Here is a 19126-nt window from a genome sequence, read left to right as displayed (position 1 = left end):
CGTTACTTGATGGGCTTTTCGGCCGGAAAGCGGGTATCGCGCAGGCTGTCCTTGATCTTCTTCAGGTGCGGCAAGAAATCTTCGCCGCGCCTGAGGGTGACCCCCGTGGCCAGCGCATCGATCAAGGTGAGCTGAATCATGCGCGAGGTCATGGGCATGTAGTGGTCGGTATCTTCGGGGGTGGCGACTTCCAGGGTCGCGGTGCACTCCCGTGAGAGCGGAGAGTCGGGGGCGGTAATCCCCAGCACCACGGCGCCTGCTTCGCGGGCTACCTTGGCGATATCGACCAGTTCCCGCGTGCGGCCCGTGTAGGAAATGATCACCACCACATCGCCCGTATGGCAGGCGGCAGCCACCATGCGTTGCATCAGCACATCCACATATGCCATGACCGGCAAGTTGAAGCGGAAGAACTTGTGCTGCGCATCCTGGGCCACGGCGCCGGAGGCACCCAACCCGAAAAAGTGAATCTGCTTGGCCTGGGTCAGGTAATCCACCATGCGCTCGACGGCGGCCATGTCCACCTCGCGCTGGGCTTCGTCCAGGGCGGCAATGGTGGCTCCGAAAATCTTGTGCGTGTACTGAGTGGCCGTATCGCCGGGCTCGACGGCACGGGTCACGTAAGGCGTTCCGCCGGCCAGGCTCTGCGCCAGCTTGATCTTGAAATCGGGATAACCCTTGGCGCCGAAGTTGCGGCAAAACCGGTTCACGGTAGGCTCGCTGACGCTGGCCGCCTGAGCGAGGCTGGCAATGCTCAGGCTGGTGGCGGCTGCCGGGTCGTCGAGGATCACGTTCGCCACCTTGCGCTCCGAACGATTCAGCTCTTCGAGACGTTCCCTTAGGCGGTCTAGCAGGTCATGCGCCATTGACTGACTCCGTGGCAGGCGTTGAGGGTAAACGAGGCGTCCACTGGCTGCACCAGTGATAAAACTCATCTGCAGGCAGTGGACGAGCATAGTAATACCCTTGCGCCGCTTCGCAACCTATCGAACGCAAATAGTCGGCCTGGGCAGCCGTTTCGATGCCCTCGGCGACGACGTCACAGCCCACCGCATGGGCCAGTTGGGTGATGGTCAAGGCCAGGTGACGATCCACGGCGTCCTTTTCCAGATCCATGACGAAGGCCCGGTCGATTTTCAGCGTCGAGAAAGGCAGGGTCTTCACATAAGCGAGGGATGAGTGGCCGGTGCCAAAATCATCGATGGCCACGGCAATATTCACATCCGCCAACTGGGCCAACTGGATACGTGCATTATCCAGGTCGCTGAGCAGGCCAGACTCGGTCACTTCGAGCGCAAAAAAGCGCGCCGGAATCCCGTGCCGGGCGAGTCGCGCCAGCAGCGCTTCGGCAAAGTCCTTGCGTGCCAATTGGCGCGCAGCCACGTTGACGGCGATATGGAAGTCATCGTCCAGCAGGCTCTGCTGCCGCCACTGGGCAATATGGCGCATGGCCTCTTCCAGCACCCACTCGCCAATCGACAGAATATCGCCACTGGCCTCGGCCAAGGGGATGAAATCCCCAGGCGAGACATGCCCCAGCTCGGGATGGTGCCAGCGCAGCAGCGCTTCGGCGCCCAGCACCCGCTGAGTGGCCAGCGACAGCTTGGGTTGAAAAGCCAACGACATCTCGCCACGCTGGGTCGCCCCACGAATGGCCTGCTGCAGGTGCAGGCGGTGGCGCTGCTGGGTTTCCAGCGTTTCGTTGTAGCTTTGAATGCGCAGCGAGCCTGACTGGGGTAGTGCCAGAGCAGCCTTGTGCACCAGCCGTTCGCTGTCGAACGGGCCCTGTGCCCAACTGATGCCAATGCGTGCATTGAGCGGCAACAGCAGGTCGCCCACTGCCTGATCCTGATCGAAACAGCTCAGTAGCTTGGATGCCAGCTGGCGCAGGGCCTTGAGGTCGTTGCTATCGGCAATGACCAGCAGTTCGCTGCCGCCCCATACGCCCAGGGTGCAGCGTTCACATAGCTGGGCGTGGAGCCGATGGCTGATATGCACCATGAGCTGATCGGCAACGCCGTAGCCGTGCAGGCGTACCACATCGTCGAGATGATCCAGGGCGATGAACAGCAGGCCCGTGTCGTCACCTGCCTGGGCGGCCTCTTGCAGCGTTTGGGTCAGCGCCCGTCGATTGGGTAGCTGGGTGATGTGGTCGGTGCGCGACTGGCGGTCCAGCTCTTCGGTGCGTTTGGCCACTATCTGTTCGAGGGTCTCGGCCTGTTTGTCGCGTACCTGATAACGGTGTTCCACATCCAGCGTGTTGCGAATGCGCTGGAGTACCTCGTCATGCTTGAAAGGCTTGGTGAGAAAATCACGTACCCCCATGCTCAGCGCTTTATGGCGTGTTTCGTCATCGATCTGGGCGGTCAGTACGATGACTGGCGGCATCTGAGCCCCGAAGTGCGCCTGCAGCTGTGACATGACCCCATAGCCATCCAGGTAGGGCATCCGGATATCCAGCAGGATCAGGTCGGGCAACTGTTGTTGGCACAGGCCCAGCACCTGGCGAGGGTCGCTGATTCCCTGCACGTGGTCGAAACCGTGATCGTCCAGCAGGTCCAGCAGCAGCTCGACGTTGATGCTGTTGTCGTCGACGATGAGTAAGCGCTTGCTCATCAGGGTCATGTGGCCATCCTTGGAGAGTGAGCGGGGGCGACAGCCAGATAGTGGCTCAGGGTCGCGGAGAGCTTGTCGAGGTCGATAGGCTTGGTCAGGTAGTCGGCAAAGCCAGCCTCGAGGCCTCGGGCAATGTCCCGTTCCATGGCGTTGGCCGACAGGGCAATGACGGGAAGGTGCTTGAGCTGCTCATCGTGGCGAATGATCTCCAGCGCTCGATAACCGCTCATACCCGGCAGGTTGATGTCGAGCAACACCAGGTCGGGCGGTGAGTAACGCATGATTTCAAGCCCCAGCTCGGCGCTGGACACGGTTTGCAGCTGGACGTGTGGGTAGTCGTCCGCGATATCTTCCATGAGCTTCTGGTTGGTGGGGTTATCCTCGATATAGAGCAGGCGGTAGCTGCTCTGTGAGGCAGTGTCTCCCAACGTTGCCGACACCGCCGAGGAAGGCTCGGCGGTGTTTTTTTCTGCCATGGGCAAGGTAAACCAGAAGGTGGAGCCACGTTCGGGTTGGCTGTCCACGCCAATGGCCCCCCCCATTCGCTCCACCAGCTCACGGGTAATGGCCAGGCCGATGCCCGTCCCTTCGATGACGCCGTGCTCCTCATCCAGCCGATTGAAGGGTTCGAACAACTCTTCCAAACGTTCGGCAGGGATGCCTTTGCCAGTATCGGTCACGCTGACGCGCAGCATCGGTGCCTGGGGCACCACCTCCAGGGTGATACTGCCCTGAGGGCGATTGTATTTGATGGCATTGGAGAGCAGGTTCAGCAGGACCTGTTTGGTGCGGGTGTAATCTGCCTGCACGACCCAGCTCGAGTCGAGGGTCGGGCGCTGAAAGTGAATGCCTGCGGCTTCGATGCTGGCTTCCAGTGTACTGGCAGCATCTTCCAGCAAGCGATCGAGGGCAATGGTCTCGATGGACAGGCTCATGTGCCCAGATTCGATCTTGGCCAGGTCCAGCACCTCATTGATCAGGCTCAGCAGGTGCTGGCCACTCTTCTCGATTTGGCCTACCTGCCGCTGCTGCTTTTCGCTCAGCGGGTCTCGTCGACCTTTGGCCAGCAACTGGGCAAAGCCGATGATGGCATTCAGTGGCGTGCGCAGCTCATGGCTCATCGAAGAGAGGAAGTCGCTCTTGGCTCGGTTGGCTTTTTCAGCCTGGTCACGGGCCGTGGCCAGATCCAGAGCGACCTGTTCGCGTTCGGCCATTTGCCGATAAAGATTGATCAGCAGGGCACAGGTATCCGTGAAGGGCTGCAGCCAGTTGAGTAGCGACTGGTCCAGCGGTTGTCTGCTGTTGGCGATGGCGAACATGCCAATCAACTGGTCGCCACTGAAAATGGGCGCACCCAGGTAGTTGTCCAGCCGCGGGTGACCGGGAGGGAAGCCGCCCCGCTTGCTGTGCCCATAGACGTCATCGGTGATGACCGTTTCGCCATGGGCGTACACCCGCCCAAGCAGCGAGTCCGGATTGGTCAGGGTCATGTCGCCACTGCGCAGCATTTCCATCAGGTGGCGCGACTCGTCGTTCCAGGACAGATCGGTGATGGCGTGGATCTTCAAGGCACTGGTGGTGTCCGTGGGGAGCACTTCGCCGATCAGGGCGTAGTCACTGTCGGTCAGCTCGCGCAGTGCCTCCATCAGGAACGTCCACAGCTGCTCGCCGGACATCAGCGCCTGATAGTCGGTGATACCCTGATGCAACACCTTGAGCAGGCTCTGCTCCTTGTGCATGCGCTTGGTGGCGGCATGCACATCCGTCAAGTTGGTCAGGATGCCCAGGAACTCGACGATTTCCCCCTTTTCATCGGCAATGGCATTGACCGCGAGATGCACCGGTACGGTGTGGCCCTGCTGGTGCAGTGCGTCGACTTCCCGGCCACGGCCAATCACCCTGGGGTCGCCTCCGGCCAGAAAGTGGGCCAGGAAACCGTCATGTTGGTCACGGATGGACGCGGGTGTCAGCATGGAAACGTTGCGCCCTACCACTTCATGATGGGCATAGCCCAGCATGCTGAGCGCATAGGGGTTGATGCTCAGCACCTTGCCTGTGCGGTCGATTCGGACGATGCCCGTGGCGCTACCATTGAACAGTGTCTGGTAGCGCAGATTCGTCTGGGAGAGGTGGTAGCGCATCTGATGCTGACGCAGCAGCTCATCGACCTGGCCTGCCAGCTGTTCGAGTAGCCGGCGGTCACGGTCGGAAAATGGGCGTGGCTCGGGGCCGATCAGGCACAGCGTGCCCACGACCATCCCTTGAGCAGGCCGGAGAGGGTGGCCCGCATAAAAGCGTATGTGGGGAGCCCCGGTGACCAGCGGATTATCGAAAAAGCGTTCGTCCTCGTGAGTATCTTCCACCACCAACGGTGCATCTGCCGCCACGGCGTGGGCGCAGAACGACACTTCACGGTTGGTTTCACAGGCATCGAGCCCTTGACGCGCCTTGAACCACTGCCGGTCACGGTCCACCAGCGACACCAGCGACGTGGGTACGTCGAACAGCTCGCAGGCCAGCTGCGTCAGGCGTGCAAAGCCTTCGTCGTCTGCAGTGTCGAGAACGTGTAACCCATGCAGGGCAGCCAGGCGCTGAGATTCATTGTCTGGTAAGTCGGCCGCGTGCATGGCATTTCCTGAGTGTGTGAGCGTATGCAATCAAAGCATATTAGATAAATATCGGGCGTTGGCCTGTAATCTTTAACCGAGCCTGAGCAATTTCAGCAGCCAGCGGCGATAAGGCGGTCGCAGCCAGCGGCTGTTGGCGCGTTTGGCTTGATAAAACACTCCCCGCATATGGCTGAAACGCTCGAAGCCGTGGCGGCCATGATAAGCCCCCATGCCGCTTTCACCTACCCCCCCGAAGGGAAGCGAAGGCACGGCGTGGTGCAGCAATGTTTCGTTGAACACCAGCGCGCCCGAGCGAGTGCCCTCACGCAGTAGCTGCTGCAATCCTTTGTCATGGGTAAAAGCATAGAGCACCAGCGGCGCTGGGCGAGCGTTGATGAAGCGCAGCGCGTCCTTCTGGTGCTGTACGCTGATGATAGGCAAGGCACGGCCAAAGATCTCCTCTTGCATCAGAGGAAGCCCCTGATGGGGGTCGATCACCAGCGCGGGAGCATGCGAGCCGTGATCGATCACGCGGCAGCCTTGATCACGCGCTTGCTCGATCAGGCGCTCACTGCGTGTGGCGAAGTGTTCACTGACATGGCCGGTGGCTTCCCTGGCATTGGGGCGCTGCTGGCGTATGGCCTGCTCCAGTGCCTTGATCAGCGCTTCCAGGCGGCTGGCTTCTACAAGAACATAATCGGGAGCCAGGCAGGTTTGGCCGTTGTTGAATCCTTTGCCGAACACGATGGCTTCGGCGGCGCTCCCCATCTCCGCATCGCTGGCAACCAGCGCAGGCGACTTGCCGCCCAGCTCCAGCGTCACCGGGGTCAAGTTGGTCGCAGCGGCGGCTGCGACCAGACGGCCCACGCGGCTCGAGCCGGTAAAGACCAGGTGATCGAACGGCAGTGCGCTGAAGGCGGCGGCAACGTCCTCGCCTCCCTCGATCACCACGAACTCGTCATCGGAAAAGTATTGCGGCACCAGCTGGGCCAGCAGCGCGCTGGTATGCGGCGCCTGCTCGCTGGGCTTGAGGAACACGGTATTACCCGCGGCCAGCGCGTCCACGATGGGCATCAGCGCCAGGCACCAGGGGTAGTTCCAGGTGGCCATGACACCCACCACGCCCAGCGGCTGGGGCGAGATGCGTGCACGGGCTGGCCACAGCCGCCAAGGCATGGTGGCGGCTTGCGGGCGCATCCAGTGCCACAAGTGCAGGCGGGCGTGGCGAATGGCGTGCAGCACCGAGCTGATCTCGGCCAGGCGAATTTCCACTTCACTGCGCTGACCAAAATCCGCTTGAATCGCTTGGATGATCGCCCGTTGATGGCGCCGTGTCATGAGTGCCAAGCGTGCCAGACGCTCACGCCGAATGGCGAGGGTCGGGTAGGGCGCAGTGGCGGCGGTTTCCCGCTGCGCAGTCAGTAGGGTCTTGAGATCACGCTTCATGGCCACTCCTTGGAATCGTTCGACATTGACCATACTGGCAGGTTATAGAGGGGAAAACCCTCGGCGCCAGACATTGACAATTGTTCACATCGTTAATGGTAAAGTAAGCCATCCACGGCGTCTGCCCGTGCCCTGGGAGTTGTCATGCCTTCTCTGTCGTTGACCATTCTACCTGCCATCGAGGCCGTTTCGGCAAGCCAGTGGGATGCATTGGCGGCACCGGGCCAGCCGTTTCTGCGTCATGCGTTTCTCCAGGCGCTGGAGCAAAGTGGCTCGGTCAGTGCTGCCACGGGATGGCAGCCAAGTCATCTGTGCGTCTGGCAAGGGCAGCAGCTCGTCGGGGCGCTGCCGCTGTATCGCAAATACCACTCCTACGGTGAGTACGTGTTCGACTGGGGCTGGGCCGACGCGCTGGAACGGGCAGGAGGGCAGTATTACCCCAAGGCGCTGAGTGCGGTGCCGTTTACCCCCGTGCCTGGGCCACGCACTCTGATCGCCGTGGAGGCACCTGCTGCTGAGGTATACGCCTGTCTGGCCCAGGGCATCGAGCAGCTGTGTGAAGCCCGGGAGCTCTCCAGCTGGCATCTGCTGTTTGCCCATGAGCAGGAGGTGGGTGCCTGGCAACGCCAGTGGCCGCAACTTATCACTCGTGAAGGCGTACAGTTTCAGTGGCGTGACCAGGGGTTTGGGGATTTCGAAGGCTTTCTGGCCTCGCTGGCCTCCAAGCGCCGCAAGACGATCAAACGTGAGCGCCGATTGGTGGCCGAGCAGGGGATTACCCTGACGCGTTTGGTGGGCAGTGAGATCAGTGACGCAGACATGGCACACTTCTACCGCTGCTACACCATTACCTACCATGAGCGTGGTCGCCCACCGTATTTGAATCACGCCTTTTTCGAGCGCCTGCGTCATACCATGAGCGAGTCGCTGGTGCTGATCCAGGCCCAGTTGGAAGACCGCCCGGTGGCAGCGGCGCTCTGTTTTCAGGATGCCACGACCCTCTATGGCCGTTACTGGGGAAGCGAAGTGGTCGCCGACTGCCTGCACTTCGAAGCTTGCTACTATCAAGGTATCGAGTACTGCCTGGAAGCCGGGTTGACGCTGTTCGACCCCGGCACTCAGGGAGAGCACAAACTGGTGCGCGGCTTTGCCCCGCAGCGCGTGCGTTCGCTGCACTACATCGTTCACCCCGGGTTGGCTGCCGGAGTAGGGCAGTTTTGCCAGCAGGAAGCCGAGCATGTTCAGGCGTATCGGCAGGCGGCCAGCCAGTCTTTACCCTATAAGTCGCCTCTGGCGTCGCAGGACCCTGCGGCTTGATGGCATAATGCGCGCCGCTCTGGCTTTTATACAGGAACACTCTCATGCACAGATGGCTCTTGGTGATACTGCTGGCAGTGCTTGGCCTGATGCAGTACCAGTTGTGGCTGGGCAACGGCGGCTGGCGCGACCTTCAGCGGGTCGAAGAGCGTGTGGCTGAACAGGAAGCGGCTAATCAGCCCCTGCGCGAGCGTAACGCCCGACTGGCGGCCGAGGTCACGGATTTGAAAACCGGGCTGGCCGCCATCGAAGAGCGTGCACGCAGCGATATGGGCATGGTGCGTTCCGACGAGCAATTTTTCTGGGTGCCTGGTGTCGCCATCGAAAACGAGCTGCTGGGGATTCATGCGGGGTTGATCGTCCAGCCTGGGGTTATTCCACCGCGTGAGCGCGAAGGCGGTGAGCCATGAGTGAAACGCTCTGGTTGGTGGTGCCCGCCGCAGGGCAGGGCAAGCGCATGGAGGCTGATCGGCCCAAGCAGTATTTGTCGCTTGATGGGCAGCCGATCCTGGCCCATACCCTGGCCAGGCTAGCCCAGGCTTTTCCCGAGGCCCATCTGGTACTCTGCCTGGATCGCGACGACGGCTGGTTCGACCCGCATAGCGTACCGTTCAAGCGCTGGCAGCGGGTCGATGGCGGCCAGGAGCGCATGCATAGTGTGCTCAACGCGCTGCGTGCCATTCCCGCGCGTGCGGATGACATCGTCATGGTGCATGACGTGGCGCGCCCCTGTATCACCCAGCAGGATTTGCTGGCGCTGCATGCGGCCATCCAGCGCCACTCGGCCGGTGCGCTGTTGGCCATGCCGGTGGCCGACACCATGAAGCGTGACCGAGGTGATCAGTGCAGCCTGTGCACCGAACCCCGCGACGGGCTGTGGCATGCGCTGACTCCGCAAGGCTTTCGTTACGCGCTGCTGCTGCGCGCCCTGGAGCAGGCTGTAGAGCACGGTACGCTGGTCACCGACGAAGCCTCTGCCGTCGAAGCATTGGGAGAAGCGCCGCGGCTGGTCAGCGGTCGTCGCGACAACCTGAAAGTGACCCATCCCGGCGATCTGGCGCTGGCGGGTGCCATCTTACACACTCAACAAGCCGCCGCGTCGATGGCGGATAACGGCAACAGGAGCGCCTAATGCGAATTGGCCATGGATTTGACGTGCATCGCTTTGGTCCCGGCGACCATCTCATGATTGGAGGCGTCGTGCTGCCCTTCGAGCAGGGGTTTGTGGCGCACTCCGATGGGGATGTGCTGCTGCATGCCATCAGCGATGCGCTGCTGGGTGCCTGTGCGCTGGGCGATATCGGCCATCATTTCCCGGATACCGACCCCGCCTGGAAAGGCGCCGATAGCCGTGGACTGCTGCGTCACGTCATGTCGCTGGTGCGCCATGCCGGCTATGAGGTGGGCAATCTCGATGCCACATTAATGGCGCAGGCCCCTAAAATGGCGCCTCATATCCAGGCCATGCGAACCGTCATTGCCCAGGATCTGGAGATCGCCCTGGGTCAGGTGAATGTCAAGGCCACCACCACCGAACGGCTGGGCTTTACCGGGCGGGGTGAAGGTATCGCTGCCGAGGCCGTGGTGCTGTTGACTCCGCGAGCGTCAGCGGATGCTTGAACTTCCTGATTGGCAGCGCAGCCTGACGGCCGATTTCGGCCCGCCCGCCCCAGGCCACTACCGCACCGCGCCGGAAGATTTTCGGGTCGACGAGCAGCTCGACTTCATCCCCGAAGGGCAGGGCGAGCACCTTTGGCTGCGGGTGGAGAAGCGCAACCTGACCACGCTGGATGTGGTCAGGCAGCTCAGCCGACTATGCAGCGTGGGGCAACGCGACATCGGCTACTCAGGAATGAAAGACCGGGTCGCCGTCACGCGGCAGTGGCTCAGCGTGCATCTGCCGGGGCGCCAAGCGCCTGAAGGGCTGGCAGGTGCCCTGGCCGAGCAGGGCATTCAGGTGCTGGAGCAGGCGCGCCACCCGCGCAAGCTGAAGCGCGGCGTGCACCGCACCAACCATTTTCAACTGCGGCTCAGTGGCGACGCCGTGCAGCGGGAAGACTTTACTGCGCGTTGGGAAGCACTGTGCCGTCACGGCGTACCCAACTATTTTGGCCATCAGCGCTTTGGCGCGGGTGCCCGCAACTTGCAGCGAGCCCAGGCGGTGCTGGCCAAGGGCTGGCGCAAACGCGATGACCGCCAGGGCATGATGCTCTCCACCGCCCGCAGCTTTCTGTTCAACGAACTGCTCAGCGTGCGCTTGCAGGAGGGCAGTTGGTGCTGCCCGTTGGCAGGCGACACGCTGATGCTGGAAGGCACCCAGAGCGTGTTTGCCGTCGATTCAGTGGATGAGGCGCTGATCGAGCGGGCCGCCGCGATGGACCTTCACCCCACCGGGGTGTTGTGGGGCGTTGGTGAATTGGCGCAGGGGGCGGCGGCGAAGTATGAAACTCTGCTTCGACAGCGGCATCCAGCGCTGTGTGAAGGGCTTGAAAAAAGTGGCGTCAAGCGAGCCCAGCGGGCCCTGCGCGCCTGCCTGATATCACCCTGCATCACCCATGAAGACAACGCTGTGCTACTCTCGTTTGCCCTGCCGCGAGGCAGCTTTGCCACGGCGGTGATCGGCGAGTTGATCGACCACCCCGACACCGCCTGATGCACGTGTAAGGAGACCGACATGCGGCGACTGCTGCTTTCCAATGACGATGGCGTTCACGCCCCCGGCCTGAAGGCGCTGCATGATGCGCTCACGGCCCATGCGCACCTGCGCGTGGTTGCCCCTGACCGCGATCATAGCGGGGCCAGCAATTCGCTGACACTGTCTCGGCCGCTGTCGCTGACCGCACTGGACAGCGGTTTCTATAGCGTCGATGGCACCCCGGCCGACTGCGTCTATCTGGGCGTGAACGGGCTGTGGGACGAACGGCCAGACCTGGTCATCTCCGGCATCAATCATGGCAGCAACCTGGGCGATGACGTGCTCTACTCCGGGACGGTAGCCGCCGCCATGGAGGGCCGTAACCTGGGCATGACGGCCATCGCCATGTCGCTGTGCGGCACCCAGCACTTCGCTACGGCCGCGCACGTGGCGGCCAGCCTGGTGGGGGCCGCCGACCGCCTTTCGTTGCCGCCGCGTACGCTGCTCAACGTCAACGTACCTGATCTGCCCTGGGAAGCCATCAAAGGCTTCAAGGTGACCCGCTTGGGGTATCGTGGTCCTGCCGAGAAGCCCGTTCCGGTACAAGACCCCCGTGGTCGCACGCGCTACTGGATTGCCCCCGTGGCGGCCAACGCCGATGATGGCGAGGATACCGATTTTGCGGCGGTCGAGGCGGGCTATGTCTCGATCACCCCGTTGCAAACTGACCTGACGCGCCATCCGGCGCGCCGCGATGTACAGGACTGGTTGGATGCCTTTGCCTGATCTATCCCCCGGCGAGTTGAGAGGTCGTGGCATGACCTCTCAGCGCACCCGAGATCGCATGATCGAACGCCTGCAGCAGGGTGTGCATGATGCGCGGGTGCTGGAGGTGATGGCCCGTGAGCCACGTCATTTGTTCGTGGACGAAGCGCTGGCACACCGCGCCTATGAAGACACCGCACTGCCGATTGGTTTTGGGCAGACCCTGTCGCAACCCTTGACCGTGGCGCGCATGACCGAGCTGGTCTTGAAGGCATCGCCTCGGCGTGTTCTGGAAGTCGGGACGGGCTCCGGCTATCAAACGTTGATTCTGTCTCGCCTGGTCGACACCCTTTACTCCGTCGAGCGCATCCACGCGCTGCACGAGCGTGCCGCCGAACGACTATGGCGGCTGGATGCCCCGGCGACGCTGGCCGTGGCCGATGGGGGCGAAGGGTGGCCGGAAGCCGCCCCATTCGATGTGATTTTGCTCACTGCCTGTGCGCAAACGCTGCCTCAGGTACTGCTCGAGCAGTTGACGCCAGACGGCGTATTGATTGCGCCGCTGGAAGAGTCCGACGGCAGCCAGTGGCTGACTCAGGTCAAGCGCATTGGCTGTGCATTTGAAAAGCGCCGGCTCGAACCCGTGCGCTTTGTTCCCCTGTTGCAAGGAGTCGTGGATTGAAGCGTCGAACGATAGGACTGTTTTTCAAAGGCGCTGGCATGGGAGCCGCCGATGCCGTTCCCGGGGTGTCCGGTGGCACCATTGCGTTCATTACCGGTATTTATGAAGAACTGATCAACACCATCAAGCAATTTGGCCCCAGCGCCCTGGGGGCCTGGCGGCACGGCGGGCTGCGTGGGCTTTATGTCCATCTCAACCTGGCCTTCCTGATGCCTTTGCTGGCCGGTGTCGCCATCAGCCTGTTCAGTGTCGCACACTTGGCGCTGTGGCTCATGGAGGCCCATCCACTGCTGCTGCAAGGCTTCTTTTTCGGGCTGGTGGCGGCCTCGGGGCTGGTCGTCGGGCAGGCGGGGGAGCGCTGGAAAATAGCCTACCTGCTGCCGCTCACCCTGGGGTTGCTGCTGGCTCAACTGCTGCCGGGCATGATGCCCCTGGTGTTGATGATCGGTAATGAAGCGATGGTCGTGGTGGTCGCAGGCGCCATCGCCATCAGCGCCATGCTGCTGCCGGGCGTGTCGGGGAGTTTTCTATTGCTCACCATGGGCCTCTACGGCACCATCATGGGCGCGATTCGCAGTTTCGATCTGGGTATCATCATCCTGTTCGGCATGGGTTGCCTGCTGGGACTCGCCCTGTCCTCACGGCTACTGTCATGGCTATTGAAACGCTATCATGGGGCAACCTTGCAGCTGTTGCTGGGGTTCATCGTCGGTTCGTTGCCGGTTCTTTGGCCCTGGCGCGAGCTGTTACGCTACCAGCTGGGCTCGGATGGACAAATGATACCGCTGGCCTATCGCTATCTGTTACCCAGCGACTACGCCGTGCTGACCGGCGAGTCCGCGCAGGTCGCTGGTGTCGTATCGTTGATGGTCTTTGGAGCACTGCTGGTCGTATTATTGAATCGTCGCGCAGTGACGCACTCCTCACGCTCAACAACCCCGAGCCATTGAGCGGGAATCGAATCATCGAGTGTGAGCGCACGGCATTGAAAAGGAGTAGGGATTGCATGCGTAAGGTTTTTATCGTGTCGGTGTTGGCGCTGGCGATCAGCGGCTGTGCCAACCAACAGCAGGGTGCGCCACAGGTACGCGATTTGAGTGAAGCCCGTCGCGTGGTTGAAAATACCCCTCAGTACACCGTCAAGGCAGGCGATACCCTGTACGGTATTGCTTGGCAGCACAACCTGGATTACCGCCAGTTGGCGGCCTTGAACAACATCAGCCCGCCTTATCAGATTCACCCGGGGCAGACCATCGCCCTGCGCGAAGGCGCGGGTGCCAGCACGGCACCCAGCCAGGTGCCTGCCACGGCTTCCCGTGGCGTAGTGGCCACCGGGCTGCAGCCCCAGGCCACGGCCGTTGCCAGTAATGAGCAGGAGCTGGACTGGCTGCTGCCCGATGAGAGCGCCATCGAGCGTAACCAGCGCTTGACGGCCGAACCCCGCGCCGTGGAAGCCGCGCAGCAGGTGGCTGCCAATACGCCCCCGCCTGCCTCGCCAGAGCCGCCCGAGTCGGTCGCTGCTGAGCCGCCCTCGGCACCTGCCGTCGAGCCCGAGCCCGAGCCCGAACCGGCTCCAGAGCCTGCGCCCGCAGCGACGCCAGAGCCAACGCCTGCGGCACAACCCGCCCAGGCCGCTCGCCAGGATCGTTCGTCGCGCACCTTCACGCCTGTCGATAACGTCGACTGGCGCTGGCCCACCGATGGTCGAGTGATCGGCGAGTTTGGCCAAGGCGGCAGTATCACCGCCGGGATTGATATCGCGGGGCAAAAGGGGCAACCTGTGCGAGCAGCAGGACCTGGCATCGTGGTGTACGCGGGCAGCGGTGTGCGCGGCTACGGTAACCTGATATTGTTGAAGCACAACGATCAATATCTCAGCGCCTATGCACACAACGACAGTTTGAGTGTCAAAGAGAATGATGTCGTCGAGGCGGGTGAGGTCATTGCCACCATGGGCGATAGCGACGCAGATAGCGTCAAGCTGCATTTTGAGGTGCGCCGCGATGGCCAGCCACAGAATCCGCTCGACTATTTGCCAGCTCGCTAGGCATCACGCTTCAGAGGTAATGTAATAGCTCTGTCAAGATAACCCGGACAGCTGACTAAAGCGTCATATAACAATAAGGTGCACGCGCACAGGAAGTGCGACCATCCTGACTTTTTCGAATGGCGGATAGGCGAGACAACGGGGGTATGACCATGAGTATACTGGAGAAGGACCTACAGGAGATCGACCTCGACGAGGTTGAGGAGGCGCTGGACGAGGCTGATGGCGATGCCACGGCTGAGGAGGAAGAGTTCGAGAAAGCGCTTGGTCGAGACGATCGCCAATCCACTCAGAGTCTGGATGCTACCCAGATCTACCTCAATGAAATCGGCTTTTCGCCGCTATTGACGCCGGAAGAAGAGGTCTATTACGGACGTCTGGCGCGCAAGGGCGATGCCCTTGGGCGCTCGCGGATGATCGAGTCCAACCTGCGGTTGGTGGTCAAGATTGCCCGACGCTATTTGAATCGAGGTTTGACGCTGCTGGATTTGATAGAAGAGGGCAACCTCGGGCTGATCCGCGCGGTGGAAAAGTTCGACCCCGAGCGGGGTTTTCGCTTCTCCACTTATGCCACCTGGTGGATTCGGCAAACCATCGAACGCGCTTTGATGAATCAGACGCGCACCATTCGTCTGCCGATTCATGTGGTCAAGGAGCTGAACATCTATCTGCGTGCCGCCCGTGAGTTGACCCAGAAGCTCGACCACGAAGCCACCGCAGAAGAGATTGCCGAGCATCTCGACAAGCCGGTCGAGACCGTCAAGAAGATGCTGGGGCTCAACGAACGTGTTTCCTCGGTGGATTACCCAATGGGCGGCGAGAGCGACAAGCCACTCATCGATACCCTGACCGATGATGATGTGCTGGGTCCGGAAGCATGTCTGGTGGATGGAGACGTGCGCGAGCATGTCGACCACTGGTTGGACGAGCTCAGCGAGAAACAGCGCGAGGTGGTGGTGCGTCGCTTTGGCCTGCGTGGGCATGAAGCCGCCACGCTGGAGGAAGTGGGTGCCGAAATCGGTCTGACCCGCGAGCGTGTTCGTCAGATCCAGGTAGAAGCGTTAAAGAAGTTGCGACGCTCACTGGAAAAACAGGGGCTTTCTCTGGATTCGATTTTCGAGGCGTAGCCTCGTCGAAGCCACTTGGCCCGGCCAGCACGTTCGACATGCTAGTCTACAGCGCACCGAGCATTTCACTCGGTGCGCTGTTTTTGATAGCCAGTTTGTCTGGCAACCGGGTAACACCCGCTAAACCCATATTCGTTCGCTAGCCGTGCGGATTATCAGCACCGCGCTGTCGTACGAGCGCTCTGATAAGTGAGATAGCCATGCGCCCGTTAGTGGCCCATATTGACCTGGACGCGCTGCGTCACAATTACCAGCTGGCCTGCCGCTGCGCGCCTCAGAGCCGCTCGGTCGCCGTCATCAAGGCCGATGCCTATGGCCACGGTGCGCTGGCCTGTGCCAACGCCCTGGAAGCCGAGGTGCCTGCGTTTGCGGTGGCCTGTATCGAAGAAGCACTGAGCCTGCGTGAAGGCGGCATCAAGGCCCCCATCATCCTGTTGGAAGGTATCTTTACCGCTGACGAGCTGGCGCTGGTCGACCATCATGGCCTGTGGATCAGCGTGCACAGCCATTGGCAGGTAGAGGCGCTTTTGGCCTATGCCCCGCAGCGGCCGATTCCCGTCTGGTTGAAGGTCGATTCCGGCATGCACCGGCTGGGATTCTCTCCTCAGGAGGCGCCTGCGGTATGGCAGCGTCTGCACAGTGCCCCACAGGTCACGGCGCTGCACCTGATGAGCCACTTCGCCAACGCCGATGCCCAGGATGCCAGCTACTTCGAACACCAGATGGGCGTCTTGCAGGCCCTGGCGGCAACGCTGAAAGCACCGCTTTGCCTGGCCAATTCACCTGCCACTCTGGCTCGGCCAGTCGCCCATGGCGACTGGAATCGGCCGGGTATCATGCTGTATGGCAGTGACCCCCTGGAAGTGGCCAGCGAGCTGACCCGCCAGCTGCGCCCGGTGATGACGCTGCGCTCGGAAATCATCGCCCTGCGTGAGCTGGCCGTCGGCGAACCAGTGGGCTACAGCGGACGTTGGAAGGCCCCACGCCCCTCGAAAATTGCCGTCGTCGCCGCAGGCTATGGGGATGGCTATGATCGCCATGCCGTGGATGGCACGCCGGTACTGGTCAACGGCCAGCGCTGTCCCATCGCCGGTAAAGTCTCCATGGACATGCTCACGGTGGATGTCACCGAGGTGCCCGACGCCGCCATCGGTAGCGAAGTCGTGCTGTGGGGGCGCGCTTCCCAGGGCAGCGTGCTGTCGGTGGACGAAGTGGCCCGCCACTGCGATACCATCAGCTATACCTTGCTGACCGGCGTGCTGCCCAGAGCGCCTCGGCAGTACCATGGTGCCAACGTCTAAACGGTTATTCGTATGTCGAAATCTTATCCGCGCTCCTTTGCGCACCCCCGCTACTGGCCTACCTGGCTGGCCATTGGTGCCATGTACGTGGCGGCCTGGTTACCCTGGCGGGTCAAGCTTTGGGTAGGCAAGATGATAGGCCTGCTGGCGTGGCGGCTTGCCAAGCGTCGGCGGCACATCACGGCCACCAATCTGGCGCTCTGCTTTCCCGAGAAAAGCGCCGAGCAGCAGCGCCAGCTGGTCAAGGAAACCTTCATTGCCAACGGTATCGGGCTGGTGGAAACCGCTACCGGCTGGTGTCGCGATGCCGAAGGCCTGCGTCATCGCGTGGCCTATCATGGCCAGGAGCATCTGGCCCATGCCAAAGCTCAGGGCAAGGGCGTGCTGGTGGTCGGTATTCACTTCTCGACGCTGGATCTGGGTGGCGCGCTGCACTCGCTGTTTTTCCCGGCGGACGTGGTCTATCGCCCCCATAACAACCCGCTGTTCGAACGCTTCATGACCCGGGCACGCTCGCGCATTTTTGGCCAGGCTATCGACCGTCACGACCTGCGTGGCGTGGTGCGGCGGATCAAGGCGGGGCATATCGTATGGTACTCCCCGGACCAGGATTTCGGTCGCGATGTCAGCGTCTTCGCTCCGCTGTTTGGTCAGCAGGCAGCCACCATTCGCCTGACGGCCAAGATCGCCCGCATGACCGGAGCGCCGGTGGTGCCGCTGATGTTTCACCGCAACCCGGACAACCGTACCTACACCATCGAATGCCTGCCCGCCTTCGAAGGCTTCCCCAGCGGCGATGAAGTGGTCGATGCCACCCGAGTGAACGAATTCATCGAGCGGGCCATTCGCAAGCACCCCGAGCAGTACCTGTGGTTGCACCGGCGATTCAAGACGCGTCCTGAAGGCGACGCCGGGTTTTATTAGCGCGACCTGGGTGTCGAGCACTGATGTCGAGCACTGAACACGAGCATGAAAAGCCGCCCGGAAGAGGACGGCTTTGCGTTGTTCTGAAGGAATCTTTTGCCCGCAACCTCAGTCGAGGTTGCGCGAGTAGAAGATTTCCAGCATCTCTTTGCGCAGACGGCCTTCGATATCGCGGGCTTCTTCGAAGGTGATGTCGCGGCGCGACGTGCCGAACAGGTAGTTGTCCAGCTCGAAGTCCTTGAGCAGCATCTTGGTGTGGAACATGTTTTCCTGATACACGTTCACATCGATCATCTGGTAGGCCTGCTTGGTATCTTCTGCCAGATAGTCCTGAATCGAGGTGATGTCGTGATCGATGAACAGCTTCTTGCCATCGACGTCACGGGTGAAACCGCGCACGCGATAGTCCATGGTGACGATGTCGGAGTCGAAGCTGTGGATCAGGTAGTTCAATGCTTTCAATGGGCTGATATGCCCACAGGTGGATACATCGATATCCAGCCGGAAGGTGCTGATGCCGTTGTCGGGGTGCGACTCGGGGTAGCTGTGTACCGTCACATGGCTTTTGTCCAGGTGGGCCACGACCGTTTCCGGCAGCGGGCCAGGTCCTGGCTCGGTTTGCCCTGGCGTCGGGTCATCCAGCTCGTGCTCGGCAATCAGAATGGTCACACTCGCGCCATGGGGCTCATAATCCTGACGCGAGATGTTCAGTACATGAGCGCCAATGATGTTGGTGACGTCTTTCAGGATCTGCGTCAAACGTTCGGCGTTGTAAAGCTCATCGATATAGTCGATATAAGCCGCACGCTGCTCTTCGGTTTTGGCGTAACAGATGTCGTAAATATTGAAGCTCAAAGAGCTGGTCAGGTTGTTGAACCCGTGGAGTCGGAGATTATCTGACACTTCCGAACCTCCCTATGGCAGATGAGGACACCCCGACGAGCCAGCGCCGGAACCGATAAACACTTGTCACCGTGCTAACGCAGCCGCTGTGAAGACGACCCCGCACTACGCAGTAAAGGGAAAAACAAGCGGGCGTATTATGCCCGCCCAGGGCGTGGCTTGCATCCAGCCACGCCATTTTTTTTGATGCTGCAGCGTCACCCGCGTGGCCAGCCGACCCATGACGGCTCAAGCTTCGCGGATCTCATAGGAGTGAGTGATGTCGACACCGCCTTTGACCAGCATGATCGACGCGCTGCAATACTTCTCGGCGGACAGCTCCACGGCACGCTGGACCTGCTTCTCTTTCAGGCCGCGACCGGTGACCACGAAGTGGACGTGGATCTTGGTGAAGACGGCGGGGACTTCATCGGCGCGCTCGGCATCCAGCTCGGCCACGCAGTCGGTGACCTCTGCCCGTGCCTTGTCGAGAATGTTGAGAATATCAAAAGCGGTACAGCTGCCCATGCCCATCAGCAGCATTTCCATTGGTCGAGGCCCCGTATTACGGCCACCGTGGTCAGGCGGGCCGTCGATCACAACGCTGTGCCCGCTGCCAGATTCCGCCACGAACTGGCGTCCATCGGTCCATGTTACCCGTGCTTTCACGTTGCTCTCCTCATGCTGGCGACGAAAGGTAGGTCGCGCAGCATAACATTTCCAGGCGCAGACGCACGGCTTCTCTCCATGTCGCCTGCATGTCCTCTATCGCAAA

General features: G+C 61.4%; 18 protein-coding genes. 12 read left to right on the top strand and 6 right to left on the bottom strand.

The features are described 5' to 3' along the window. Window positions 1–2: 2 nt before the first annotated feature. From RVM27_RS04895 to RVM27_RS04880, 4 genes are all read right to left on the bottom strand, one after another. Window positions 3–866, bottom strand: coding sequence for a MurR/RpiR family transcriptional regulator (locus tag RVM27_RS04895; RefSeq protein WP_039175574.1), 864 nt, complete (start codon window positions 864–866; stop codon window positions 3–5). Beyond that, entirely contained in the window at window positions 856–2625 is a 1770-nt protein-coding gene (locus RVM27_RS04890) for an EAL domain-containing response regulator (RefSeq protein WP_498957498.1), read from the bottom strand. Before RVM27_RS04890 ends, RVM27_RS04895 begins: the two co-directional genes overlap by 11 nt. After that, the gene (locus RVM27_RS04885) at window positions 2622–5243 is read right to left on the bottom strand and encodes a GAF domain-containing protein (protein WP_498957497.1); all 2622 of its coding nucleotides are present in this window, start codon (window positions 5241–5243) and stop codon (window positions 2622–2624) included. Before RVM27_RS04885 ends, RVM27_RS04890 begins: the two co-directional genes overlap by 4 nt. Window positions 5244–5315: 72 nt before the next feature. Further along, the gene (locus tag RVM27_RS04880) at window positions 5316–6671 is read right to left on the bottom strand and encodes an aldehyde dehydrogenase family protein (RefSeq protein WP_498957496.1); all 1356 of its coding nucleotides are present in this window, start codon (window positions 6669–6671) and stop codon (window positions 5316–5318) included. A 144-nt stretch (window positions 6672–6815) separates the two neighbouring features. On the opposite strand from RVM27_RS04880, the gene RVM27_RS04875 reads away from it, so the two are divergent. From RVM27_RS04875 to lpxL, 12 genes are all read left to right on the top strand, one after another. Continuing rightward, window positions 6816–7988 carry a GNAT family N-acetyltransferase gene (locus tag RVM27_RS04875; RefSeq protein WP_498957495.1) on the top strand — a complete coding sequence of 391 codons (1173 nt, stop codon included), beginning with the start codon at window positions 6816–6818 and terminating at the stop codon, window positions 7986–7988. 44 nt (window positions 7989–8032) lie between these two features. Next, window positions 8033–8398: an FtsB/FtsL family cell division protein gene (gene ftsB, locus RVM27_RS04870; RefSeq protein ID WP_498957494.1), complete on the top strand. Its 366-nt coding sequence runs from the start codon at window positions 8033–8035 to the stop codon at window positions 8396–8398. Continuing rightward, complete coding sequence (gene ispD, locus RVM27_RS04865) at window positions 8395–9120, top strand: IspD/TarI family cytidylyltransferase (RefSeq protein WP_498957493.1); 726 nt, start codon at window positions 8395–8397, stop codon at window positions 9118–9120. Before ftsB ends, ispD begins: the two co-directional genes overlap by 4 nt. After that, entirely contained in the window at window positions 9120–9608 is a 489-nt protein-coding gene (gene ispF / locus RVM27_RS04860) for a 2-C-methyl-D-erythritol 2,4-cyclodiphosphate synthase (protein WP_016916295.1), read from the top strand. The genes ispD and ispF overlap by 1 nt, the downstream gene beginning before the upstream one ends. After that, complete coding sequence (gene truD / locus RVM27_RS04855) at window positions 9601–10641, top strand: tRNA pseudouridine(13) synthase TruD (protein WP_498957492.1); 1041 nt, start codon at window positions 9601–9603, stop codon at window positions 10639–10641. Before ispF ends, truD begins: the two co-directional genes overlap by 8 nt. A 21-nt stretch (window positions 10642–10662) precedes the next feature. Then, on the top strand, window positions 10663–11409 hold the full coding sequence (surE, locus tag RVM27_RS04850; protein WP_498957491.1) for a 5'/3'-nucleotidase SurE: 747 nt from the start codon (window positions 10663–10665) through the stop codon (window positions 11407–11409). After that, window positions 11396–12070, top strand: a complete 675-nt coding sequence (locus tag RVM27_RS04845) for a protein-L-isoaspartate(D-aspartate) O-methyltransferase (protein WP_287805609.1) — start codon at window positions 11396–11398, stop codon at window positions 12068–12070. Before surE ends, RVM27_RS04845 begins: the two co-directional genes overlap by 14 nt. Window positions 12071–12108: 38 nt before the next feature. After that, window positions 12109–13020, top strand: a complete 912-nt coding sequence (locus RVM27_RS04840) for a DUF368 domain-containing protein (protein ID WP_422822508.1) — start codon at window positions 12109–12111, stop codon at window positions 13018–13020. Window positions 13021–13076: 56 nt separating this feature from the next. Continuing rightward, the gene (locus RVM27_RS04835; RefSeq protein WP_498957490.1) at window positions 13077–14117 is read left to right on the top strand and encodes a M23 peptidase family protein; all 1041 of its coding nucleotides are present in this window, start codon (window positions 13077–13079) and stop codon (window positions 14115–14117) included. A gap of 152 nt (window positions 14118–14269) precedes the next feature. Further along, entirely contained in the window at window positions 14270–15244 is a 975-nt protein-coding gene (rpoS, locus tag RVM27_RS04830) for an RNA polymerase sigma factor RpoS (RefSeq protein ID WP_287805615.1), read from the top strand. A 200-nt stretch (window positions 15245–15444) separates the two neighbouring features. Beyond that, the gene (alr, locus tag RVM27_RS04825; RefSeq protein ID WP_498957489.1) at window positions 15445–16545 is read left to right on the top strand and encodes an alanine racemase; all 1101 of its coding nucleotides are present in this window, start codon (window positions 15445–15447) and stop codon (window positions 16543–16545) included. Window positions 16546–16557: 12 nt separating this feature from the next. Continuing rightward, window positions 16558–17469 (top strand): lysophospholipid acyltransferase family protein, encoded by a 912-nt coding sequence (gene lpxL, locus RVM27_RS04820; RefSeq protein ID WP_498957488.1) that lies wholly within the window; start codon window positions 16558–16560, stop codon window positions 17467–17469. 108 nt (window positions 17470–17577) lie between these two features. Here lpxL and speD read toward each other — a convergent pair whose 3' ends face one another. Both speD and RVM27_RS04810 read right to left on the bottom strand, forming a co-directional pair. Next, window positions 17578–18372, bottom strand: coding sequence for an adenosylmethionine decarboxylase (gene speD, locus RVM27_RS04815; protein WP_016916304.1), 795 nt, complete (start codon window positions 18370–18372; stop codon window positions 17578–17580). A gap of 228 nt (window positions 18373–18600) precedes the next feature. Beyond that, complete coding sequence (locus RVM27_RS04810; protein WP_039175595.1) at window positions 18601–19020, bottom strand: OsmC family protein; 420 nt, start codon at window positions 19018–19020, stop codon at window positions 18601–18603. Between the last annotated feature and the right edge of the window lie 106 nt (window positions 19021–19126).

The sequence above is a fragment of the Halomonas sp. KM007 genome (genome assembly GCF_050709225.1).
GTDB lineage: Bacteria > Pseudomonadota > Gammaproteobacteria > Pseudomonadales > Halomonadaceae > Vreelandella > Vreelandella hamiltonii.
The sequence above is the reverse complement of the archived record's forward strand: the minus strand, read 5'-3'. Positions and strand labels throughout refer to the sequence as shown.